Source organism: Actinocorallia aurea, from assembly GCF_054783995.1.
In genome coordinates this window covers 249,526-269,537 of sequence record NZ_BAAGPQ010000024.1, presented here as the reverse complement: position 1 = coordinate 269,537, position 20,012 = coordinate 249,526, and the positions used below count along the sequence as shown (strand labels likewise).

23 protein-coding genes are annotated in these 20,012 nt (G+C 71.7%); 11 read left to right on the top strand and 12 right to left on the bottom strand.

From position 1 onward, the window contains the following. Positions 1 to 3: 3 nt before the first annotated feature. Positions 4 to 510, bottom strand: coding sequence for a hypothetical protein (locus ACYVOM_RS28320; protein WP_460306568.1), 507 nt, complete (start codon positions 508 to 510; stop codon positions 4 to 6). On the opposite strand from ACYVOM_RS28320, the gene ACYVOM_RS28315 reads away from it, so the two are divergent. The 4 genes from ACYVOM_RS28315 to ACYVOM_RS28300 all read left to right on the top strand — a co-directional run bounded on the left by ACYVOM_RS28315 (position 500) and on the right by ACYVOM_RS28300 (position 2,983). Next, on the top strand, positions 500 to 862 hold the full coding sequence (locus ACYVOM_RS28315; RefSeq protein WP_460306567.1) for a hypothetical protein: 363 nt from the start codon (positions 500 to 502) through the stop codon (positions 860 to 862). The genes ACYVOM_RS28320 and ACYVOM_RS28315 overlap by 11 nt on opposite strands. A gap of 124 nt (positions 863 to 986) precedes the next feature. Then, positions 987 to 1,568 (top strand): YqgE/AlgH family protein, encoded by a 582-nt coding sequence (locus ACYVOM_RS28310; RefSeq protein WP_460306566.1) that lies wholly within the window; start codon positions 987 to 989, stop codon positions 1,566 to 1,568. A gap of 74 nt (positions 1,569 to 1,642) precedes the next feature. Continuing rightward, positions 1,643 to 1,885: a DUF3039 domain-containing protein gene (locus ACYVOM_RS28305; RefSeq protein ID WP_460306614.1), complete on the top strand. Its 243-nt coding sequence runs from the start codon at positions 1,643 to 1,645 to the stop codon at positions 1,883 to 1,885. A 69-nt stretch (positions 1,886 to 1,954) separates the two neighbouring features. Continuing rightward, positions 1,955 to 2,983 (top strand): zinc metalloprotease, encoded by a 1,029-nt coding sequence (locus ACYVOM_RS28300; RefSeq protein ID WP_460306565.1) that lies wholly within the window; start codon positions 1,955 to 1,957, stop codon positions 2,981 to 2,983. Positions 2,984 to 2,987: 4 nt separating this feature from the next. Here the strand turns inward: ACYVOM_RS28300 and ACYVOM_RS28295 are convergent, their stop codons facing one another. Together ACYVOM_RS28295 and ACYVOM_RS28290 are read right to left on the bottom strand one after the other, a co-directional pair. Then, positions 2,988 to 4,397 (bottom strand): malic enzyme-like NAD(P)-binding protein, encoded by a 1,410-nt coding sequence (locus ACYVOM_RS28295; protein ID WP_460306564.1) that lies wholly within the window; start codon positions 4,395 to 4,397, stop codon positions 2,988 to 2,990. 123 nt (positions 4,398 to 4,520) lie between these two features. Then, complete coding sequence (locus tag ACYVOM_RS28290) at positions 4,521 to 5,420, bottom strand: co-chaperone YbbN (protein ID WP_460306563.1); 900 nt, start codon at positions 5,418 to 5,420, stop codon at positions 4,521 to 4,523. Between the two features lie 292 nt (positions 5,421 to 5,712). On the opposite strand from ACYVOM_RS28290, the gene ACYVOM_RS28285 reads away from it, so the two are divergent. Both ACYVOM_RS28285 and ACYVOM_RS28280 read left to right on the top strand, forming a co-directional pair. Beyond that, positions 5,713 to 6,426 (top strand): ATP-binding cassette domain-containing protein, encoded by a 714-nt coding sequence (locus tag ACYVOM_RS28285; RefSeq protein WP_460306562.1) that lies wholly within the window; start codon positions 5,713 to 5,715, stop codon positions 6,424 to 6,426. A 51-nt stretch (positions 6,427 to 6,477) separates the two neighbouring features. Further along, positions 6,478 to 7,683 (top strand): hypothetical protein, encoded by a 1,206-nt coding sequence (locus ACYVOM_RS28280; protein WP_460306561.1) that lies wholly within the window; start codon positions 6,478 to 6,480, stop codon positions 7,681 to 7,683. Between the two features lie 107 nt (positions 7,684 to 7,790). Here the strand turns inward: ACYVOM_RS28280 and ACYVOM_RS28275 are convergent, their stop codons facing one another. Then, on the bottom strand, positions 7,791 to 8,090 hold the full coding sequence (locus tag ACYVOM_RS28275) for a DUF3817 domain-containing protein (protein ID WP_460306560.1): 300 nt from the start codon (positions 8,088 to 8,090) through the stop codon (positions 7,791 to 7,793). An 81-nt stretch (positions 8,091 to 8,171) separates the two neighbouring features. Here ACYVOM_RS28275 and ACYVOM_RS28270 point away from each other — a divergent pair, with 81 nt between their 5' ends. Beyond that, positions 8,172 to 8,861 carry a DUF4230 domain-containing protein gene (locus ACYVOM_RS28270; RefSeq protein ID WP_460306559.1) on the top strand — a complete coding sequence of 230 codons (690 nt, stop codon included), beginning with the start codon at positions 8,172 to 8,174 and terminating at the stop codon, positions 8,859 to 8,861. A 91-nt stretch (positions 8,862 to 8,952) separates the two neighbouring features. On the opposite strand, the gene ACYVOM_RS28265 is transcribed toward ACYVOM_RS28270, so the two are convergent. Then, positions 8,953 to 10,128: an acetyl-CoA C-acetyltransferase gene (locus ACYVOM_RS28265; protein ID WP_460306558.1), complete on the bottom strand. Its 1,176-nt coding sequence runs from the start codon at positions 10,126 to 10,128 to the stop codon at positions 8,953 to 8,955. A 101-nt stretch (positions 10,129 to 10,229) separates the two neighbouring features. Between ACYVOM_RS28265 and mce the strand changes: the two genes are divergently transcribed. The 3 genes from mce (at position 10,230) to ACYVOM_RS28250 (ending at position 13,779) form a co-directional block, all read left to right on the top strand. After that, positions 10,230 to 10,658: a methylmalonyl-CoA epimerase gene (gene mce, locus ACYVOM_RS28260; protein ID WP_460306557.1), complete on the top strand. Its 429-nt coding sequence runs from the start codon at positions 10,230 to 10,232 to the stop codon at positions 10,656 to 10,658. A gap of 369 nt (positions 10,659 to 11,027) precedes the next feature. Further along, entirely contained in the window at positions 11,028 to 12,311 is a 1,284-nt protein-coding gene (locus tag ACYVOM_RS28255; RefSeq protein ID WP_460306556.1) for a DivIVA domain-containing protein, read from the top strand. Between the two features lie 115 nt (positions 12,312 to 12,426). Continuing rightward, positions 12,427 to 13,779 carry an AI-2E family transporter gene (locus ACYVOM_RS28250; RefSeq protein WP_460306555.1) on the top strand — a complete coding sequence of 451 codons (1,353 nt, stop codon included), beginning with the start codon at positions 12,427 to 12,429 and terminating at the stop codon, positions 13,777 to 13,779. A gap of 54 nt (positions 13,780 to 13,833) precedes the next feature. Here the strand turns inward: ACYVOM_RS28250 and ACYVOM_RS28245 are convergent, their stop codons facing one another. The 4 genes from ACYVOM_RS28245 to ACYVOM_RS28230 form a co-directional block, all read right to left on the bottom strand. After that, complete coding sequence (locus ACYVOM_RS28245; protein ID WP_460306554.1) at positions 13,834 to 14,619, bottom strand: alpha/beta fold hydrolase; 786 nt, start codon at positions 14,617 to 14,619, stop codon at positions 13,834 to 13,836. A 102-nt stretch (positions 14,620 to 14,721) separates the two neighbouring features. Beyond that, the gene (locus tag ACYVOM_RS28240) at positions 14,722 to 15,432 is read right to left on the bottom strand and encodes an alpha/beta hydrolase (protein WP_460306553.1); all 711 of its coding nucleotides are present in this window, start codon (positions 15,430 to 15,432) and stop codon (positions 14,722 to 14,724) included. Between the two features lies 1 nt (position 15,433). After that, the gene (locus ACYVOM_RS28235; protein WP_460306552.1) at positions 15,434 to 15,712 is read right to left on the bottom strand and encodes an ATP/GTP-binding protein; all 279 of its coding nucleotides are present in this window, start codon (positions 15,710 to 15,712) and stop codon (positions 15,434 to 15,436) included. 20 nt (positions 15,713 to 15,732) lie between these two features. Further along, positions 15,733 to 16,791 (bottom strand): 3-hydroxyacyl-CoA dehydrogenase, encoded by a 1,059-nt coding sequence (locus tag ACYVOM_RS28230; protein ID WP_460306551.1) that lies wholly within the window; start codon positions 16,789 to 16,791, stop codon positions 15,733 to 15,735. Positions 16,792 to 16,874: 83 nt separating this feature from the next. On the opposite strand from ACYVOM_RS28230, the gene ACYVOM_RS28225 reads away from it, so the two are divergent. After that, entirely contained in the window at positions 16,875 to 17,915 is a 1,041-nt protein-coding gene (locus tag ACYVOM_RS28225) for an LLM class flavin-dependent oxidoreductase (RefSeq protein WP_460306550.1), read from the top strand. Here ACYVOM_RS28225 and ACYVOM_RS28220 read toward each other — a convergent pair. The 3 genes from ACYVOM_RS28220 to ACYVOM_RS28210 form a co-directional block, all read right to left on the bottom strand. Next, positions 17,884 to 18,276, bottom strand: a complete 393-nt coding sequence (locus ACYVOM_RS28220) for an SCO5389 family protein (RefSeq protein ID WP_460306549.1) — start codon at positions 18,274 to 18,276, stop codon at positions 17,884 to 17,886. The genes ACYVOM_RS28225 and ACYVOM_RS28220 overlap by 32 nt on opposite strands. A 210-nt stretch (positions 18,277 to 18,486) precedes the next feature. Continuing rightward, on the bottom strand, positions 18,487 to 19,260 hold the full coding sequence (locus ACYVOM_RS28215) for a site-2 protease family protein (RefSeq protein ID WP_460306548.1): 774 nt from the start codon (positions 19,258 to 19,260) through the stop codon (positions 18,487 to 18,489). Positions 19,261 to 19,340: 80 nt separating this feature from the next. Then, positions 19,341 to 19,979, bottom strand: a complete 639-nt coding sequence (locus tag ACYVOM_RS28210; protein ID WP_460306547.1) for a TetR/AcrR family transcriptional regulator — start codon at positions 19,977 to 19,979, stop codon at positions 19,341 to 19,343. Positions 19,980 to 20,012: the final 33 nt, after the last annotated feature.

The following is a 20,012-nucleotide window of genomic DNA, read 5'->3' as shown; positions in this document are numbered from 1 at the left end:
CGCCTACCCGCGATCGGCGGGCCCGAACATGCCTTCCCGGCGGCGCGGCCACAGGCCACCCCACCACAGGATGATCGCGCCGGTGACGATCGACGCGGCGCCCGTCGCCAGGCGTGCGATGAGGGTGCCGGAACCCGAGCCCGTCTCGGGGAGCCGCTCGGGCTTCTCCGACGACTTCACCGCGCCCTTCACGCAGTTCAGCTTGTAGGTGTGGCTCTTGACCGTCTTGCCGTCCTGGGTGACCCGGACGACGACGTTCTTGTCCTCGGCGAGGTCGATCTCGCTGGTCCGCGACGCGGCCTCGCCGAGCCGGTCGGCGAGGACGAGCCCGCCGTTCCTCGTGATCGAGTAGCCCTCGCTCCCGGCCCCCTCGTTGGTCACCCGCACCTTGACGTCCTTGGCCGGGCAGTCGATGTCGCCGAACACCACGACGAGTCCGCCCGCGGCGGCGGGGGGCTGCGCGGGAGGCTTGGTCGGGGCCGCGGAGGTGGCGGGAGGCTTGGTCGGCACGGGCGCGGCGGAGGTCGCCGGCGGCTTCGTCGGGGCCGCGGTCGGCGGCTTCGTGGGCGTCGGCGGCTTCGTGGACGTCGGCGTCTTGGTCGGCGTCACCGTGTTCGTCGGCGTCTTCGACGGCGACTTGGTCGGCGTGTCCTCGGGCTTCTTCGTCGGCGTCTTCGTCGGCGACGCCGACGGGCCGTCCGACGGTGGCGCCGGCGCCGCCGACTCCGACGGGCTCGGCGAACCCGAGGCGTTGGAGGTGTCGTTGTCGGTCGTCAGCGCGGGGATCATGATCAGCGCCCCGATCACGATGAAGATCGCCGCAATGATCGCCCTGACCGGCTGCATCCAGCGCCTCCCGTAGGCAGCAATTGATCGTTTCTTTACCCCCCATTGTGCGGGTTACGCCCCTCGGAAGGGGGCTGCTTGGCGTGCCCACTGCTGGACCGGCGTGTCCCGGACTTGTGGGACGAGAGAGGATGGAGGCCATGGATGACGACATCCGGCCCGGCCGGCTGCTGGTGGCGACCCCGATGCTGGAGGACCCGAACTTCCGCCGCAGCGTGGTCCTGGTGGTCGACCACGGGCTCGAGGAGGGGACCGTCGGCGTCGTCCTCAACCGGCCGACCGAGGTGGAGGTGGGCCGCATCCTGCCTCCGTGGGCCGCCCTCACCGGCGACGGCGGCGCGGACGTGGTGTTCCAGGGCGGGCCGGTCGCGATCGACAGCGCCCTGGCCCTCGCCCACGTGCCCGGCACCGCGGAGCCGCTCGGCTGGCGTCCGCTGGACGGCATCCCCGCGCTGGCCCGGGTCGGCCTGGTCGACCTCGACACCCCTCCCGCGCTGCTGGCGGGCAGCGCCGCGCAGTTCCGGGTCTTCGCGGGATACGCCGGCTGGGGCCGCGACCAGCTCGCCGCGGAGATCGCCGAGGACGCGTGGCTGGTGGTCGCGGGGCAGACCGCGGACGTCTTCTCGGCCGAGCCCGAACGGCTCTGGCGGCACGTCCTGCGCCGGCAGGGCGGGGAGCTGGCGTTCCTCGCGACCTACCCCGACGATCCGACCATGAACTGACCGCGCCGACCCGCCCTAAACTGAAAAGCATGAGCGAGCCGACTTTCACTCCGGGCCAGGGCGGCACCGGCACCATGATCAAGCCGGATGCCGACGTCCGCCCGGACCTGTCCCACGGTGACGGTGACCATGAGCGCTTCGCGCACTACGTCAAGAAGGCCAAGATCACCGAGAGCGCCTTGACCGGCACCCCGGTCATCGCGCTGTGCGGCAAGGTCTGGGTGCCGAACCGCGATCCGAAGAAGTTCCCGGTCTGCCCCGAGTGCAAGGAGATCTACGAGGGCATGGCCCCCGGCGGCGGCGGAAACGAAGAGTAATCATCTCAACACGCAACGTCCCCCGACCGGTACGCTGGACCGTCAATCGGCACACGGTTCGGGGGACGGATGCGGCGACGCCTGGCGGCGACGGTCACGGTGACGGCACTCGCACTGACCGGAGGTGCGGCGTGGGCCGATCCGGGCGGCGACCCGGTGCAGGGCCCGCCCCTGTCCGCCGACGACTGCTTCCAGCCTGCCCGCGGCACGGAGCCCCCGGCGGCGGCCCCGGCCGCGCCCTTCCAGCCGATGCCCGCACCGCCTGAGGCCGCGACGATCGCACGGCCCGCGCTGGACACCGCGCTGCGCGCCCGCGACTCCCTCGACCCGACCCCCGAGCAGGTCCGCGAGATGCTCGCCGACCTCGCCTACCGCGCCCCGTTCCGGCGGCCCAACCGGCCCGCCGCCGTGCGCGTCACCGTGCCCGTCGCGTTCCACGTCCTCGCGCCCGACGGCACCGTCACCGGACGGCCCACCGCGGCCACGATCAACTCCCAGATCCGGGTGCTCAACGACGCCTACAGCGGCGTGCGCGGCGGCGTCGACACAGGCTTCCGGTTCCGCCTCTCCTCGACCGACACGACGGTGAACGCCGCCTGGTTCCGCGACCCGATAGGGCACGAGGGCGCCTACAAGCCCCAGCTCCACAAGGGAGACGCGGGCACGCTCAACCTGTACAGCGCCGACGTCGGCCAGGCCGTCCTCGGCTACGCGACCTTCCCGCAGAGCGCCAAGAACAAGCCCCAGCTCGACGGCGTCGTCATCGACCACCGCAGCATGCCGCGCGGCACCTACGCCAACTACGACCTCGGCTTCACCGCGGTCCACGAGGTGGGCCACTGGCTCGGCCTGTTCCACACGTTCGAGAACGGCTGCACCGCCCCCGGCGACGGCGTCGCCGACACCCCCGACCAGGCGACGGCGTCCGACGGGTGCCCGGTCGGCAAGGACACCTGCACCTCGGCGGGCCTCGACCCCGTGCACAACTACATGGACTACAGCTACGACGCCTGCATGACGGAGTTCACCCGAGGCCAGACCGACCGGCTGCGCCGGAGCTGGACGGCCTACCGCGGCGGATCGAGCGCGCTGCGCTGAGGGCTCAGACCTCTTCGGAGGGCTCGATCGCGCCGCCCGCGGCGTCCCGCACCGCCGCGGCGACGGCCGTGGTCACGTCAGGGTGGAACACGCTCGGGACGATGTAGTTCGGGCCGAGCTCGGCGTCGGTGACCACGCCGGCCAGGGCGCGCGCCGCGGCCACCAGCATGTCCTGGTTGACGACCCTGGCGCCGGCGTCCAGCAGCCCGCGGAACACCCCGGGGAAGGCCAGCACGTTGTTGATCTGGTTCGGGTAGTCGCTGCGGCCGGTCGCGACGACGGCGGCGTGCTCGCGGGCCTCGTCCGGGCTGACCTCGGGCTCGGGGTTGGCCAGCGCGAACACGATCGCGTCGGAGGCCATGCCCGCGATGTCGTCCCCGGTGAGGATGCCGGGGGCCGACACGCCGATGAAGACGTCGGCGTTCTTCACCGCGCCCTTGAGGTCGCCGTCGTAGCCCGCGGCGTTGGTGTTCGCGGCGATCCAGGCCAGCGACTCGTCGAGGCCGTCGCGGCCCGCGTGGACGGCGCCGTGCATGTCGCTGACGATGACGTCGCGGGCGCCCGCGTGCAGCAGCAGCTTGAGGATCGCGGTGCCCGCCGCGCCCGCGCCCGCCATAGCGATCCGCACCTGGGAGAGGTCCTTGCGGACGACGCGCAGCGCGTTGGTGAGGGCCGCCAGCACGCAGATCGCGGTGCCGTGCTGGTCGTCGTGGAACACCGGGATGTCCAGCAGCTCGCGCAGCCTCGCCTCGATCTCGAAGCAGCGGGGCGCGGAGATGTCCTCGAGGTTGATGCCGCCGAAGCCCGGCGCGATGCACTGGACGATCCTGACGATCTCGTCGGGGTCCTGGGTGTCCAGGCAGATCGGCCAGGCGTCGATCCCGGCGAAGCGTTTGAACAGCGCGGCCTTGCCCTCCATGACCGGCATCGCGGCCTCGGGGCCGATGTTGCCGAGGCCCAGCACCGCCGAGCCGTCGGTGACGACCGCGACGCTGTTGCGCTTGATCGTCAGGCGGCGGGCGTCCTCCTTGTTGCGCGCGATCGCCATCGAGACCCGCGCCACGCCGGGCGTGTAGGCCATCGAGAGTTCCTCGCGGTTGCGCAGCGGGACCTTGGACTTCATCTCGATCTTGCCGCCGAGGTGCATGAGGAAGGTCCGGTCGGAGACCTTGTGCACCTTCACGCCTTCGATGCCCTCGATGACCCCGACGATCGCCTCGGCGTGCGCGGTGTCCCGGGTGGCGATGGTCACGTCGATGCCCAGCATGTCGGTGGCCGCGGTGTTGACGTCGAGCGCGGTGACGACGCCGCCCGCGTGTTCGACGTGGTGGGTGATCCCGCTGACGGCTCGGCCGCCCGCCGGGACCTCCAACCTGACCGTGATCGAATAAGACACGCTCGGCGCGGCGCCCACGTGAAACTCCTCATGCCAGAGAAAAGAACGAGCCCTGACACGCCTTCTGACACGTCAGGGCCCTTCTGAGAATACGCCGTCAAGGCGACCAGATGTAAGCGGTCGCAAAAAATTGCGAAAGTTTCAGAACAACGCGGCTTGCAGAGCCCGCCGTGCCTTTGCTACGCGCGGATCATCGGCCGGCAGGCACTCGAACAGGCCCAGCAGGTGCACCCGCGCCGCGTCGCGGTCGTCGCCCGCGGTCGTGCGCACCACCCCGACGAGCCTGGCGAAGGCGCCCTCGGCGTCGCCTTGGAGGAGCTGGACGTCCGCGGCCGCCAGGGGGTCGGACGCCGCACGCTCCTCGTCGTAGCCCTGGACCCGGATCGTCAGCTCGGTGAGGGCGAGGCGGCGCTTGGCCGTCTCGTCGCGGGGGTTCGCGGCGAGGACGTCGCGGAACGCCGTGGCGGCCGTCTCGAAGTCACCCCTGGCCAGGGCGTCCTCGGCGGCGGCGTGCGCCGGGTCGACGGGCGGGGCCGCCTCGACGGGCTCCTCCTCGCCGACCGGGGCGTCGCCCATGAGGCCCTGCTCCTTGAGCGCGGCGAACAGCTCGCCGACGGCGGCGCGCAGCTCGGGCTCCGGCGGGACGCTGTTGAGGAAGGGCATCATCTGGCCCTGCACCACCACGCCGACGAACGGCAGGCGCTGCACCCGCATCTGCTGGAGGTAGCCCTGGAGCTGCTGGTTGACCTCGATGTCGACCCGGGCGAGCAGCCACGCGCCGCCGCCCTCGCCGACCAGCTTCTCGAGGTCGCCCATGAGCGCGTCGCACGAGGGTTCCTTGTCGACCACGAACGCGACCATGACCGGAATGCGCATCGAGCGCTCGACGACCTCGGACCCGAAGGTCTCGTCGGTCGCCTCGATCAGGTACTGGCCGCCCGGCCCGGCCGGCCGCTCGGCGCGCTCCTGCTGCCTCTTGGCCGCCGCCGCGCGGGCACCCAGGTCGACGGCGCCGTGCAGGGAGAAATCACGCTTCTGCATGGGTCCATCCTGCCTCATGCGGGCACGATCCCGAACGCGCCGACGCGGCCCGGTCACACAGCGGACATTGCGGCGAGTGACCAAAAGGCTGCTGACAGCGATACCAAAGGACCGTTATAGTTCCGCTGTCGATGCGTGTTGCGACGGCAAAAGGCCCGGCCGCCTGGGGGATGACGCCGGAATGCCGCCCGCCCGAACGCGTCGCCGACGACTCAGGGGGAAACAGAAAGTGATCGTGGAGACATCCGCGATCGTGGCGAAGGGACTGGGCGTCCGCCGTGGGGGACGGTGGGTGCTACGGCCTGTCTCCTTCGGCCTGCCGGAAGGCGCGGTCGGGATCGCCGGCCCTGCCGGCTCCGGCACGTCGGACCTGCTCGCCACGCTCGCGACACTGCGCCGGCCGCACACCGGCCGTCTGGAGGTGCTGGGCCACGACTCGGGCACCCGGGGCGGCCTGCGGCTGCTCCGCTCCCGCGTCGGGTTCCTGCCCGCCGACTCCCCCTGGGCCGCCAGCTCCACCGTCGGCGATTTCGTCGCCTACGCGGCCTACTACCAGCGGCGGCCCGCGACGTCCGTCGCCAAGGTCCTCGACGGCCTCGACCTGCGGGACGTGGCGGGCTGGCCGCTCAGCTCGCTGCCCGCCGATCTGCGCGTGCGCGCCGGGCTCGCCGCGGCGTGCGTGCACGAACCCGACATCGCCTTCCTCGACCAGCCTTTCGCGGGGCTCTCGGACTCCGCGGCCGCCGAACTCGGCCCCCTGATCGCGGCCGCCGCGCCGACCGTGGTCGTCACCGCGGCCGAGACCGGCCCGCTCAGCCCCTGGTGCGACAGCGTCCTGGTGCTGCACCACTGCCGCCTCACCCCCGCGGACCGCGCCCCGGTCCCCGCCCCCTCCCTCTCCGCCGCCCCCTCGGGGCCCGGAGGGTCGGCGAGGGCGGCCGTGCAGGGCGGGCGCAGGCCGCTTCCCGGCGCCGTCCGCGGCCAGACCCCGCTGCCCATCGGCTGACGCGGCGTGAGTGACCTCGCTCGGGCGGTACGGCCCGCACGGATCGCACGCGTGGCCAGGGTGATGCGGGTGGACGCGCGGCGCTGGTCGCTGCTCGTCGCGCTGCCCGCGCTCGCCGGGATCGGCGCGGTCGCGGGCTGGCGGTCGCTGCCGATCGGCCTGCACGACTGGGACTCGACGGTCCGCGCGGCCGAGGCGTCGGTGCGGTGGGCGGGGCCCGCGGCCGCCGCGCTCGCCGCGTGGACGGGGGTGCGCGGCAGGCGGCTCGACTATCTGCGCTCCCTCGCGGCCCGCTCCCCCGCCGCCGCGCCCCTGCACGACCTGGCGCTGCTGCTGGTCGTCGCGCTCGCCGCGCACCTGTGCGGCTGGGCGCTGGTGGCGGGCCGGCTGCTCGGTGACGGGGGCTTCGGCGCGGCGCAGGCCGCGGGGCTCGCCGCGGGCACGGGCGCCACCGCCCTGCTCGTCGCGGGCGGCTACCTGGTCGGGCGGATCTGGCCGCGCGCGGCCGCGGTGCCCGCGGTGGCGGCGGCGGCCTGGGCGTGGTGCGCGTTCCGGCCGGGTCCGGCGTGGGCGCTCCTACCGCCCGCCCGGCTCGGCCCCGTCGACCCGTTCGAGGACCTCCTGGCCGGGGTCCCGGCCGCGCAGGCGGGCTGGGCCGCGGGACTGGCCCTCGCCCTGGTGCTCGCCTACACCGCGTGGCTGACCCGGCGGTCCCGGCTGCTCGGCCCGGTCGGGCTGGCGCTCGGCGCCGTGCTCGGCTGCACCGCGTGGCTGGAGGCGGCGGGCGGGATCGTCGCCGAGCCTGCCGTGCCCCGGTACGTCTGCCGGGAGTGGCCGGTGAGCGTGTGCGTCCACCCGGCGCTGCGCGAGGCCCTGCCGACCCTCAGCGCCGCGATCGCGCCCCTGGCGACCCGCCTGGCGAGCACGCCGGGCGCGATCAGGCGGATGGAGCAGATCCCGGGCGGTGATCCGGTGCGGATCGGCAAGGGGCTCGTCGGCTTCCACCTCGCCGACCTCTCGCCCGGCTACGAGCGCCGCGTGGTGCGCGAGCTCGGCGCGGCGCTCGCCGGCGGCTGCGGCGCGGGCCCGGCCGCGGGATACCAGGCCCAGGTGGTCACCTGGCTGCTGGACGAGCCGATGCCGGTCCGCCCCATCACGCCCTTCGCGCACTGGTCGGAGAGCCAGCGCCGCGAGTGGTTCGCCCGGAACTACCGGTTCTTCCGGGGATGCGAGCTCGGCCGCGCCCACTTCATGTGAGGCGCCCCTCGGGGCGGCCGCTCGTCTTCCCTTGAGGTGACACTTCCGTTCGGCGGTACTTCCGTTCGGCGGCGCTTCCCTTCGGCCGTGCCGACGGGCGCGGAGGCTCAGGCCTTGGCGATCCCCGCGACGGGCTCCCTGATCCACCGCTTCTCGACGAACAGCGGCGCGACGGGCAGGACCGCGGCGACCAGGGCGAGGAACGCCTTGCCGAGGCCCCAGCGCAGCGGCCGGAAGCACAGCGCGACGAGGCCCACATAGGCGATGAACAGGGCGCCGTGCGCGGCGCCGACGATCGAGACCGCGACGGGCAGGTCCGCGAAGTACTTCAGCGGCATCGCCACGAGCAGCAGGAGCAGGAACGAGGTCGCCTCGGCCAGGGAGACGTAACGAAAGACACGGATCACGTCTCCCAAGGTAGAGCCATGATCACGAGATGGTCATCCGACCCCTGAATGAGCGGCCCCGGGGGCGGGGACATTCCCCCTATGAACCCCACGAAATCAGAGCGGGCCGATAGAGCGGACAGGGAGTCCCGCCGCCCGCGGACGTCCGGCCGGATCCTCAAGGCGGGTGCCGTCGTCGTGGTGCTCGCCGTTCTCTACGCGGTCCTGCAGGGTCTCAGCCTGCTGCCGAGCTGGACCGACCCGTTCGGCCTGACCACCAAGGACCGCTCCGGCCCCGCCGTGCTCAAGTCGATCAAGGACCTGTCGCGGTACGAGGCGGCGACCGGCCAGTTCCAGGTCGTGGTCGACCTGGAGAAGGACGCGAAGTTCCTGCCCGACGCGGTCCGCGGGCAGCGGACCCTCTTCGTCGGCGTCGGCAGTGTGGACGCCTACGTCGACTTCTCCAAGATCGACCAGGTGAAGGTCAACCCCGACCGCACCGAGGTCACGATCACGCTCCCGGCCGCCGCGCTGGAGCCCGCCGCGCTCGACAACGACAAGTCCTACGTGTTCGCCACCGAGCGGGGCCTGTTCGACCGCATCGGCGACTTCTTCTCCAGCAACCCCGGCGACCAGCAGCAGGTCTACAAGCTCGCCGAGACCAAGATCGAGGAGGCCGCCGAAGCCTCAGGGCTGAAGCAGCGCGCCGACGACAACACCAAGCAGATGCTCGAGAACCTGATGAAGGCCCTCGGTTTCGAGAAGGTCACCATCAACGGCCCCCAGGGTTAGCCCCCGCCTTACGGCACCCGACGACAGAAGGGGCGCGGCCCGCAAGGCCGCGCCCCTCCCTCATGTCGTTCTCGTGGCTTCGAGCCGCCGGTCAGACCCTGATCAGCAGCGCGTCGCCCTGGCCGCCGCCGCCGCACAGGCCTGCCGCGCCGAGCCCGCCGCCGCGCCGCTTGAGCTCGTGCGCGAGGGTCAGCACGATCCGGGCGCCGGACATGCCGATCGGGTGGCCGAGCGCGATGCCGCCGCCGTTGACGTTGACGATGTCGGCGGAGATGCCGAGGTCCTCCATCGACTGGAGGCCGACGGCCGCGAACGCCTCGTTGATCTCCACGAGGTCGAGGTCGGCGGCCGCGGCGCCGGCCTTGCCGAGGGCGTGCTCGATCGCGCGGGACGGCTGGGAGTGCAGGGAGTTGTCCGGGCCCGCGACGTTGCCGTGCGCGACGATCTCCGCGAGCCAGGTCAGCCCCAGCTCCTCGGCCTTGGCCTTGGACATGACGACGACCGCGCAGGCCCCGTCGGAGATCTGCGAGGACGAGCCCGCGGTGATCGTGCCGTCTTTGGCGAAGGCCGGGCGCAGCCTGCCGAGGGACTCGGCGGTCGTGTCGGGGCGCACGCCCTCGTCGTCGGCGAAGACGACCGGGTCGCCCTTGCGGGAGGGGATCTCCACCGGGACGATCTCCTCGGCCAGCAGGCCGTTCTTGATCGCGGCGGCCGCGCGCTGGTGGGAGCGGGCGGAGAACTCGTCCTGCGCCTCGCGGGACAGCCCGAGCCGCTGGTTGACGCGCTCGGTCGACTCGCCCATCGGGATGTGGTCGAACACGTCGGTGAGCCCGTCGAAGGCCAGGTGGTCGAGGACCTCGATGGAGCCGTACTTGTAGCCCGCGCGGGACTTCGGCAGCAGGTGCGGGGCGTTGGTCATCGACTCCATGCCGCCCGCGACGACGATGTCGAACTCGCCGGCCCGGATGAGCTGGTCGGCCAGCGCGATCGCGTCGAGGCCGGACAGGCACACCTTGTTGATGGTGATCGACGGGACGGTCATCGGGATGCCCGCCTTGACGGCGGCCTGCCGCGACGGGATCTGGCCCACCCCGGCCTGGAGCACCTGCCCCATGATCACGTACTGGACGGCGTCCGCCGCGACACCCGAACGCTCCAGGGCCGCCTTGATCGCGAATCCGCCCAGGTCGGTGGCGCTAAAGTCCTTCAGGGAGCCCTGGAGGCGCCCGATGGGCGTCCGGGCTCCGGCAACGATCACAGCAGTCATAACTAGGGGGCCTCCCAAGCCGCGGCTCAACTCGTTTGCCACGATACCCAGCAGCCCCGAACCGAGTTTTCGCTGCCCCGAGTTACCGGAGGATCCGCCTCATGCTCTCCCGTATCGACCACATCGGCATCGCCTGCCACGACCTCGACGCCACCGTCGAGTTCTACAAGCAGACCTACGGCTTCACCGACGCCCATTTCGAGGTGAACGAGGAGCAGGGGGTCCGGGAGTGCATGCTCAAGATCAACACCACGGGTGACGGCGCCGCCTCCTACATCCAGCTCATCACCCCGATCCGCGACGACTCGACCGTCGCCAAGTGGCTGGAGAAGAACGGCGAGGGCGTCCACCACATCGCGTTCGGCACCGACGGCACGGACGTGCAGGAGGAGGCCGACGGCATCGCGGGCAAGGGCGTGCGGGTCCTCTACGACCAGCCGCGCCGCGGTTCGATGGACTCGCGCATCACGTTCCTGCACCCGAAGGACTGCCACGGCGTACTCACCGAACTGGTGCAGAAGGCGGAGTGACGGCGGGGCCGAAAAGCCCCGTACGGAAGGCCGGGAAGTCGACAGATCATTGGCATCCGTCCGGCGTTGCCTGTTTCGTGACGTTATCGAAATCGCGCGGTCACGCAGCGGGGTTTCCATGGACGTCTCGGCCTTCTTGTCCAGTTCTTCACGTCACTCTCCGTGGAGGTTCGGGCTCCCAACGCCCGTGTCGGAAAGGTAACAAATCCGACAATCTACGCAGTGCGTTCAGATGAGCCCCCAACAAGGCAACGGCGGGAGTACGCTGCTCTCGCCGGAAGAAGCTCTGCGCACCGTCAGGCCATCAACCGGTTGTGAAGTCACACAGATGACCCCGGCCCGCACTCGTCACACCAGGATTGAGCCTCCATGCAGTCCGACATCGACGCCCAGCTCAGCAACTTCTTCGAAGACACCCCCGCCAAGGAGTTCGACGTAGTCCTCCGCGGCTACGACCGCCACCAGGTGGACGAGCACATCAAGCAGCTCGACAACGAGGTGCGCAAGTCCAGCGAGCAGGCGGGCGCGCTTCAGCGCGAGCTCTCCGACGCGCACCGGCAGCTCCAGGAGCAGGAGCGCCCGACCTACTCCGGTCTCGGCGCCCGCATCGAGCAGCTCCTGCGCCTCGCCGAGGAGCAGGCGACCGAGCTGGTCGGCGCCGCGCGTTCCGAGGCCAACGAGATCAAGGCCGCGGCCAAGGTCGACGCCGCCGAACTGCGCGCCACCGCCGAGAACGACGCCTCCGAGCTGCGCGCCACCGCCCAGCGCGAGGGCGACGACATGCGCAACACCGCCGAGCGCGAGGCCGACGAGGTGCGCACGAGCGCCCGCCGCGAGGCCGACGAGCTGACCTCCACCACCGAGCGCGAGGTCGCCAAGCTGCGCGCCACCGCCGACCACGAGGTCGCCGAGAAGCGCGCCAGCGCCGAGCGCGAGATCGCCAAGCTGCGCACCACCACCGAGCGCGAGGTCGCCCAGCTGCGCGCCTCCACCAAGCGCGAGCGCGACGAGATCCTCACGACCGCCAAGCGTCAGGCCGACGAGATGCGCGCGCAGGCGCAGCGCATCCTCGAAGAGTCCGAGGCCCAGCGCGCCCAGGCCGAGGCCGAGTTCGAGATCCAGCTCGCGGCCCGCCGCGAGGAGGCCGACCGCCAGGACGCCGAGCGCCACGCCGCCGCCCAGGCCGCCACCCAGAAGCTGGTCGCCGAGGCCGAGCAGCGGGCCGCCTCCGCCGAGCAGCGCGCCGCCAAGGCCACCCAGCAGGCCGAGCAGACCCGCCGCGAGGCCGACAGCCACGCCAAGCAACTCATGGCCAACGCGCGCAAGAACTCCGACAACGTCATCGCCGAGGCCAAGTCTCAGGCCGAGCAGCTGCTCGGCGAGACCAAGGCCGAGGCCGAGCGGATCCGCACCGCCGCCCAGCGCCAGGTGGACGAGCTCACGCGTCAGCGCGACTCCATCACCAGCCACCTCAACCAGCTGCGCCAGCTCATCGGCGGCGTCGCTCCCGTCATGTCGGCACCCGAGGCGGTGTCCGCGCCGGAGCCCGCGCCCGCGGTGTCCGCGCCGGAGCCGAAGGCCGCCCCGGCCGCCAAGGCCGCGGCCAAGAAGCCCGCGTCCGCCGGTGACGACGACGACTGGTGGCAGGAGTGACCGCACTCCCCTAGGGGTCGGTAAGGGACAATGTGGCCCGGGGTCGGCAACGACCCCGGGCCTTCCTGCGTCTACCTCTGTAGGCGTTCGTCGGCTTTCGGGGAGAGGAGAGGGCATGCGGGACTCCAGCACGGACCCGTCGGCGGGGCGTGAGCCGGGTGCGGCCGAGGCGTCCGCGGACGCCTCGGATCGGGCCGCCCCCTCCGCATGGGGGCCCGCGGAGACCATCGGTTCCGCGAAGTCCGCGCCTCCCCCGGCAACCCCGGAGTCCCCGGAGTCCCCGGAGTCCGGAAACGAGCCGGAGGCGAGCGCGCCCGTGCCGCTGCCGCGCGGCACCGTCCCCGAACCCGTCCACGGGGCCGACCCCCTCACCGACATGGGCCAGCGCCATCGCGAGGCCGGCGTCACCGAACGCCTGCCCTTCGGCACGCCGGGCGCGCCGCTGAGCCGGTTCCACCCCTTCACCTTCGGCTTCACCGGGGTCCTCGGCGGCATCTTCGCGTGGCTGCTCGTCCAGGCCGTTCTGGACGTCAGGCAGGTGCTCATCCTGCTGACCATCTCCCTGTTCCTCGCCGTCGGGCTGAACCCGGCGGTCGAGCGGCTGGTGCAGCTGGGGCTGTCGCGCGGCAAGGCCGTCGCCGTGGTGTTCCTCGCGGTCGCGCTGTTCCTCACCGGCATCGGCTGGGCCGTCGTCCCGCCGGTCGTCTCCGAGATCAGCAAGTTCGCCGAGCACGTCCCGGAGTACATCGGCCAGCTCCAGGAGAACAAGCGGATCGCCGAGTTCGACGCGCGCTACAACCTGCTGGAGACGATCCAGCAGAAGCTGCTGGAGTCCAACTTCCAGGCGAGCGTCGCCGACTGGGCGCTGGGCGTCGGCAAGGGCGCGCTGTCGGCCATCTTCAACACCTTCACGGTGCTGATCCTCACCCTGTACTTCCTGGCGGCGCTGCCGCAGATGAAGAACTTCTTCTACCGCTTCACCCCGCGCAGCCGCCGCGCCCGCGTCGCGCTGCTGGGCGACGAGATCCTCGACCAGATCGGCGGCTACGTCTCCGGCGCGGCGCTCATCTCGCTCATCGCCAGCGTCTCGGCCTACATCTTCCTCAGCATCGTCGGCGTGCCCTACGCGGCGGTGCTCGCGCTCATCGTGGCGATGACGGGGCTCATCCCGATGGTCGGCGCGACGATCGGCGGCGCGACGGTCACCCTCGTCGGCTTCCTCACCGGAGTGCCCGAAGGCATCGCCTGCGCCATCTTCTTCGTGCTCTACCAGCAGGTGGAGAACTACTTCATCTACCCGCGCATCATGGAGCGCTCGGTCAACGTCCAGCCTGTCGTCACCGTCATCGCCGCGCTCATCGGCGGCAGCCTCATGGGCGTCATCGGAGCCCTGCTGGCGATCCCGGTGGCGGCCGCGATCTCGCTCATCATCCGCGAGGTCGTGCATCCGCGCCAGGACGCCCGCTGACACAGACGCCCGCTGACACAGGCACCCGCTGACACAGGCACCCGCTGACGGAGGTCAGGCGGTCGACTTGGCGACCGCGCCGACGAAGTCGGACACCGACTGGTTGAACAGGTCGGGCTGCTCGATCGAGGTGAGGTGGCCCGATCTCGGGATGACGTGCAATTCGGCGTTGGGCAGCGTGTCGGCCATGTGCCGGGCGTCGGCCTCGGTGGTGACGCGGTCCTCGTCGCCGACGATGACCAGCGCGGGCGCCCGGACCTCGCGCAGCGTCTCGGTGCTGTCGGGGCGGGCGGCCATCGCCCGCTGCGCCCAGGCCGCCGCCCGGGGCGGGGTCGCCTGGACGAGACCGCGGATCCGCCCGTAGACGAGGGCGCGCTGCCGCATCGTCGTCGGGCCGACGAGACCGGGCAGCACCTCCTCGGCGAGCACGGCGACGTTGTTCTCCGCGGTCAGCCGGTCGGCGATGCGCAGCCGGTTGGCCCGCGCGGCGTCGGTGTCGGCGGTGGCCTTGGTGTCGGCGAGGACCAGCCCGCGCACCCGGTCGGGGTGCCGGCGGCACAGCGCCATCGCCACGTACCCGCCCATGGACAGTCCGCCGATCACCGCGCGGGGGATGTTCCTGGACTTCAGCAGCGCCGCCACGTCGTCGGCCATCGTCTCCACCGACGGCTCCTGGTCGCCCAGTACCGACCCGCCGAAGCCACGCAGATCAGGCGTGATCACCCGGAACCGCGCGGCGAGCGTCTCGCGCTGCGGCAGCCACATCGACGACGAGAGGGGGAAGGCGTGCAGGAGTACGAGCGGAGTGCCTTGACCGACGTCCCGTGCGTACAACTGCATCAGCAATCCCCTTAGAACGCCTTGAAACGGTTCAATCCCCACTTCCGTACCCTGCTGATCAGAAAAAACCGCGGGCTGGCCGTGTGCGGTCAGCGTGCGCGGTCAGAAGGAGACGGGCAGGGGCCAGGCGTTCGGGGCGACGCGCTTGACGATCTCGTTCAGCACCACCTGCACCGAGGGCTCCCCCACCCACAGGTGCTTGGCTCCGGGGACTCCGATGACCTCGGCCTGCGGCACCCGCGCGAACCTGCGGGTCGCCTCGGGCGGGCGGAGGTAGTCGTCGAGTTCGGGGACGAGCGCGGTGAGCGGCCGGCCGTCGGCGGCCCAGGCGTCGAGGTCGGCGTCGGTCGCGCGGTGCAGCGGCGGCGACAGCAGGATCGCGCCCGCGACCGACGGGTCGAGCCCCCACTTCAGCGCCAGCTCGGTGCCGAACGACCAGCCGACCAGCCACACGTTCGGCAGGTCGTGATACTCGGCGAACTCCAGGGCGGCCGCGACGTCGAAGCGCTCGTCCTCGCCGCCGTCGAACGCGCCCTGCGAGGTGCCGCGGTCGGAGGTCGTGCCGCGGGTGTTGAAGCGCAGCACCGCGAGCCCGGCGAGTGCCGGCAGCCGGTAGGACGCCTTGCGCAGCACGTGGCTGTCCATCATCCCGCCGTGGGTGGGCAGGGGGTGGAGGCACACGAGCGTCGCCACCGGCTCGCGGTCCTCGGGCAGCGCGAGTTCACCGACGAGTTCCAGCCCGTCACCCGTGTGCAGGGTGATGTCCTCGCGCTTGGCGGGCAGCACCGTCGATGCCCTGATCTCCGTACTCATGTCACCTTCTGGGTTTTCTGCGCAGCCGGGCCGACCAGCAGGGCTTGTGCCAGTGCCGCCGGTCGTCGGGACCGCCGCGGTCGGCGGGCCAGGTGACCAGGTGCGGGAGCCCCGGGGGGATCATCTGGTCGCAGCCCGGGCAGCGGTAGTGCTTGACCGCGGCCGCCGCGGTGATGGCGCGGACGTGCCATTCGCCGTCCGGCTCGCTCCTGGTCTCCTGCACGCCGAAGGACGACAGCGGACGGGTGCCGCCGTCGTTCCGCCGGTTCCTGCGCGCCATGATCTACAGGTTATGCGAGGTCAGTCGGTCCAGGCGCCCCGGTCGCGCAGGGCGGCGATGGGGCCGACGGGGAAGCCGCAGCCGAGGGTCATCGCGGCGTCGGCGTCGTCGGCCGTGCAGTAGCCGCTGCGGACCATCTCGGCGGCGTCCTCCAGGTACGGGCCGTACAGCTGCTCGGCGATCTCCGCCGAGGCGGTGCCCTCGACCGGGGCGACGACGGTGCCGGAGCCCGCGCGGTCGTAGGTGTAGAAGCCGCCGCCGGACTTGCGGCCGACCGAGCCCTCGCCGACCAGCTTGCGCAGGATGCCCGCGGGCTCGTGCCGGGGCGAGCCTGAGTCGGCGTGGACGGCCTCCAGCACCTCAAGGCAGGTGTCGAGGCCGATGAGGTCCATCAGGGTGAGCGGGCCCATGGGGAGGCCGATCGCCTTCAGGGAGGCGTCGATGTCCTCCTTGGCGACCCCGGTCTCGGCGAGCTGGGCGGCCGGGCCGAGCAGCCCGAACAGCAGCCGGTTGGCGACGAACCCGGCGCGGTCCCCGATCGTCACCGGCACCTTGCCGAGGTCGCGGACCAGCTCGGTGACTGCGGCGACGAACTCGGGCCGCGACGCCTGGCTGCGGATGACCTCGACGAGCTTCATGACGGGCGCGGGATTGAAGAAGTGCACCCCGACGATCGACTCGGGCCGGGAGGTCGCCGCGGCGATCTCGGTGACCGACAGGGACGAGGTGTTGGTGGCGAGGACGGCGTCGGGCCGGCACACCTTGTCGAGCTGCGCGAAGACCGTGGCCTTGAGCTTGATCAACTCGGGCACCGCCTCGATGACGAGGTCGCAGTCGGCCAGGGCGCCGAAGTCGGTGCTGAAGGTGATCCTGCCGAGGATCTGGTCGCGGGCCTCCTCGGTGAGCTTGCCGCGGGTGACCGCCCGACCGGTGGAGCCCTCGATGCCGCCGCGGCCACGCTCCAGCGCCGCGTCGTTCACCTCGACGCCGACGGTCTCGACACCACCGCGGGCGAGCACCTCGGCGATGCCCGCGCCCATCGTGCCGAGTCCGACCACACCCACCTTGCCGAAGCCCATAGCCGTTCCTCTCCATGCCGTCCGCTCAAGCCGTCCGCTGCAAAGAAGTCTGGCAGACGCCTTTCGCGGGCAGGCAGACGACCATGCGCTTCGGACTCTTCCTCCCCGCCGGGCAGTGGCCCGGCCAGTCCCCCGCCGACGCCCTCCGCAGGACGGTCGCCCTGGCCAGAGCGGCCGAGGAGGCCGGATTCGACGAGGTGTGGCTCGCCGAGCACCACTTCATGACCTACGGGGTGTGCCCGTCGGCGACCGTGCTCGCCGGACACCTGCTGGCGGCGACGTCGCGGATCTCCGTCGGCACCGCCGTCGCCGTCCTCTCGGCCCGGCACCCGGTCGCGCTGGCCGAGGAGGCGGCGCTGCTGGCCTCGCTCGCGCCCGGGCGGTTCCTGCTCGGCGTCGGCAGGGGCGGGCCGTGGCGCGAGCTGGAGGTCCTCGGCACCGGCCTCGAACGGTACGAGGAGGGTTATCCCGAGGCGCTCGACCTGCTCCGCGCCTGCCTGGACGGGCGGGAGGCGGTCGCGGCCGACGGGCGGTTCTTCCGGTTCGGCGAGGTCCCGTTCGTCCCCCGGCCGGAGACTCCCCCGCCGGTCTTCCTCGCCGCCTCCGGCCCCGCCTCGGAGGAGCTCGCCGCCCGGCGCGGCCTGCCGATGCTGCTGGGGATGCACGTGGGCGACGCGGGCAAGGCCGAGGCGATCGCGCGGTACCGCGCGCTGGGCGGCCCCGCCGGCGTGGGCCACACGGCGGTGGGCCTGGCCTGGGTGGGACGGACCCGTGAGGAGGCCAAGGCGACCGTTCGGGAGGAGCTGCCGCGCTGGATGGGCCCCGGCCTCGACGGCCATGTCGCGGCGGACGGGCGGCCCCGGCACCGGCGCGACGCGGCCGAGTACGCGGCCGAACTCGCCGAACTGCACGCGGTCGGCACCGCGGAGGACTGCGCGGCGGCCCTGGAGGCCACGTGCGCGCTCCCGGACGTCGCCCGGGTGGTTCTGCTGGCCGAGTGCGCCGCCGACCCCTCAGCGACCCTCAGATGCGTGCGGAGCCTCGGCAGGGACGTCCTGCCGAGGCTCCGCGATCCTGCCCGCTGGGCGCCCGTCAGCAGTCGCGCAGGTGCGGCTGCTGGTTGAGGATCTGCTCGCGTGCCGTCACGAACCGCCGGTAGGTGTCGGAGTCCCCTGCCTTGCCGGGGAACACCGCCACCCTGTGGCAGTTCTGGAAGGCCAGCTTGACGCCGAAGTAGCGCTCGATGCTGCCGCGCATGGCGTCACTCGCCAGGACTCGCAGGAGCTGCCCGCGGGCCTGCTCGTCCGGAGGAGGTGTCTGGTTGTCGGCGAAGTCGCCGCCGGCGACTTCGAGATCGGCGACCAGACCGCTGATCAGATCCCAGGCGTACGGGAGCGAGGTCCGGATGCACTCGACGAACATGGCGTCGTCGATCTCACCTTGCTGTGCCCTTGCGAGCAGTTCGGGGGAGACATCAAGGGACATGCGTGTGGCTTCCTTCCGCCGAAGTGTCCACTGGTGACGCTAATCACCTTTGCGTGAGACGTCCATAGTGAACGCCGACAGAAAGCAAGCTTTTCTTGATGATCCCGTGACACACTCCTCACCGAAGAGGAACGTGCGCGCCTGTGCCCCCCGCGGGACCGGTGGGACCCGCGAGAGGCGGGAGGCGGTGCGGGAGACGCGGGAGGCGCCTCACCCCCAGAACGTGAAGAGCGCGTGCCCGATCTGCGCGAGTTCCTCGTTGATGCCGAACAGGCCGGTGATGGCGTACACCAGGGAGAAGAAGGCGCGGTTCAGCGGTGGGATCCACAGCAGGAGCAGCAGGCCGATGAAGACCCACATGCCGTAGCCCGCCACCTTCTGCACGAGGTGCCGTGGCAGGTACGGCTCCCAGATGCCGAAGCCGTCGAGGCCGGGCACGGGCAGGAGGTTGAGCACCGCGGCGGTGACCTGGAGGAAGCCGAGGTAGGCGATCGCGGTCCAGAACACCGCGTGCTCGGCGGTCGCCCACTGGTGGATGGCCGCCCCGCACACGATCGCGAACACGATGTTGGCGAGCGGGCCGGCGAAGGACACCATGCTGTGCCGGAACCTGCCCTGGATCGCGCCCCGGTCGATCCAGACGGCCCCGCCCGGCAGGCCGATGCCGCCGAGCATCAGGAACAGCACCGGGAGCACGATGCTCAGGGTCATGTCCGTGTACTTGCGCGGGTCGAGGGTGAGATAGCCGCGCGCGGCCACCGAGTGGTCGCCGAAGCGGTGCGCGAGCGCCGCGTGCCCGAACTCGTGCAGGCACAGCGACACCACCCAGGCGGCCACCACGAAGACGAACACCAGGAGGCCCGCACGATCGCTGGCCTCGAAGCCGGTCTGCCACACCAGGAATCCGAAGACCGCGGTGACGGCCAGGATGCCGAGGAAGACCGGGCTGATCCCCCTGCCGGAACTGCGCTGCTTCTGTCTCACGAGCCGAACGCTACCTCCCCCGCCCCGCATCCTGATCCCGGCCTGTGGATAACTCTTGGGACACGACGCCGCGAAAGTCGTCAGGGCAGCAGTGCGGGGACCACGTAGGCGCGCAGGAACTTCGCGGTCTCGGCCTCGGGGCGGTCCAGCGGCGCGAGGCTGAGCGAGGAGATGATGCGGAACAGGAACTCCACGGTGCCGTTGACCTCCAGCTCCGCGCGCAGCAGGCCCGCGTCGCGGGCGGCGAGGAAGTAGGGCTCGACGCGCTCGGCGCACAGGTCCAGTGCCCGCTGGGACGACTGCGCGACCGCCTTGTGGGTGTGCCCGTAGGCCTCGGGCGCGAACAGCGCGGCGAACTTGGGCTCGCGCCGCACGAAGCGCACCGCGTCCAGCACCCCCGCCACCACCGATTCGACGGGGTCGAACTCGTCGGGCACGTTCGCGACGAGTTCGTCGAGGAACCGCCCGATGTCGCGCAGGAACACCGCGAGGATCAGCTCGTCCCGGCCGCCGGAGAAGTTCCGGTACAGGGTCGCCCGCGACATGCCCGCGGCGTGGGCGACGTCCTCGACCGTCGTCTTGGCGACGCCGAAGCGGGCGAAGCACTCCTCGGCCGCGTCGACGATGCGCTCCGCGGAGGACCGGCCGGAGGCGGCGGGCGGGAGCGGCGGAGACTCTGCGGACGAAGAGCCGGAGGGCAGGGTGGCACCTGAGGGCATGGTCACACCCTATCTGTGAGACACCACTTGAAA

What these genes read in the sequence shown, in the direction of transcription:
- ACYVOM_RS28310 (WP_460306566.1), top strand. Translation starts at nt 987, where the DNA reads ATGGATGACGACATCCGGCCCGGCCGGCTGCTGGTGGCGACCCCGATG.
- ACYVOM_RS28305 (WP_460306614.1), top strand. Translation starts at nt 1,643, where the DNA reads ATGATCAAGCCGGATGCCGACGTCCGCCCGGACCTGTCCCACGGTGAC.
- ACYVOM_RS28300 (WP_460306565.1), top strand. Translation starts at nt 1,955, where the DNA reads ATGCGGCGACGCCTGGCGGCGACGGTCACGGTGACGGCACTCGCACTG.
- ACYVOM_RS28290 (WP_460306563.1), bottom strand. Translation starts at nt 5,420, where the DNA reads ATGCAGAAGCGTGATTTCTCCCTGCACGGCGCCGTCGACCTGGGTGCC.
- ACYVOM_RS28270 (WP_460306559.1), top strand. Translation starts at nt 8,172, where the DNA reads ATGAACCCCACGAAATCAGAGCGGGCCGATAGAGCGGACAGGGAGTCC.
- ACYVOM_RS28265 (WP_460306558.1), bottom strand. Translation starts at nt 10,128, where the DNA reads ATGACTGCTGTGATCGTTGCCGGAGCCCGGACGCCCATCGGGCGCCTC.
- mce (WP_460306557.1), top strand. Translation starts at nt 10,230, where the DNA reads ATGCTCTCCCGTATCGACCACATCGGCATCGCCTGCCACGACCTCGAC.
- ACYVOM_RS28255 (WP_460306556.1), top strand. Translation starts at nt 11,028, where the DNA reads ATGCAGTCCGACATCGACGCCCAGCTCAGCAACTTCTTCGAAGACACC.
- ACYVOM_RS28250 (WP_460306555.1), top strand. Translation starts at nt 12,427, where the DNA reads ATGCGGGACTCCAGCACGGACCCGTCGGCGGGGCGTGAGCCGGGTGCG.
- ACYVOM_RS28245 (WP_460306554.1), bottom strand. Translation starts at nt 14,619, where the DNA reads ATGCAGTTGTACGCACGGGACGTCGGTCAAGGCACTCCGCTCGTACTC.
- ACYVOM_RS28240 (WP_460306553.1), bottom strand. Translation starts at nt 15,432, where the DNA reads ATGAGTACGGAGATCAGGGCATCGACGGTGCTGCCCGCCAAGCGCGAG.
- ACYVOM_RS28235 (WP_460306552.1), bottom strand. Translation starts at nt 15,712, where the DNA reads ATGGCGCGCAGGAACCGGCGGAACGACGGCGGCACCCGTCCGCTGTCG.
- ACYVOM_RS28230 (WP_460306551.1), bottom strand. Translation starts at nt 16,791, where the DNA reads ATGGGCTTCGGCAAGGTGGGTGTGGTCGGACTCGGCACGATGGGCGCG.
- ACYVOM_RS28225 (WP_460306550.1), top strand. Translation starts at nt 16,875, where the DNA reads ATGCGCTTCGGACTCTTCCTCCCCGCCGGGCAGTGGCCCGGCCAGTCC.
- ACYVOM_RS28220 (WP_460306549.1), bottom strand. Translation starts at nt 18,276, where the DNA reads ATGTCCCTTGATGTCTCCCCCGAACTGCTCGCAAGGGCACAGCAAGGT.
- ACYVOM_RS28210 (WP_460306547.1), bottom strand. Translation starts at nt 19,979, where the DNA reads ATGCCCTCAGGTGCCACCCTGCCCTCCGGCTCTTCGTCCGCAGAGTCT.